The organism is Methylobacterium sp. B1, assembly GCF_000333255.1.
Lineage (GTDB): Bacteria > Pseudomonadota > Alphaproteobacteria > Rhizobiales > Beijerinckiaceae > Methylobacterium > Methylobacterium fujisawaense.
Genome location: NZ_BACT01000495.1, coordinates 1 through 221, shown reverse-complemented (window position 1 = coordinate 221; position 221 = coordinate 1). Strand labels below are relative to the sequence as shown.

The following is a 221-nucleotide window of genomic DNA, read 5'->3' as shown; positions in this document are numbered from 1 at the left end:
CTCTCCACCATCGCCGCCTCGATCATCTCGTGCAGGCGGGGAAACGTCTCGCAGCGGCGGGTGCAGTCGCGATGCAGGGTCTCGATCGCCGCCACGAGGCGCGCGGTGGCGTCGAGGCCCGGCCGGTCGGCGATCTCCGAGATCACCGCCTCGCTCTCGCCGATCAGCCGCTCCAGCACCGCCTCGTTGATCGCCTTCTTCGACTCGAAGAACCGGTAGAC

1 pseudogene is annotated in these 221 nt (G+C 68.8%); it reads right to left on the bottom strand.

The features are described from left to right. Positions 1-221 (bottom strand): annotated as a pseudogene (locus I53_RS14490) (TetR/AcrR family transcriptional regulator); the annotation flags it as partial.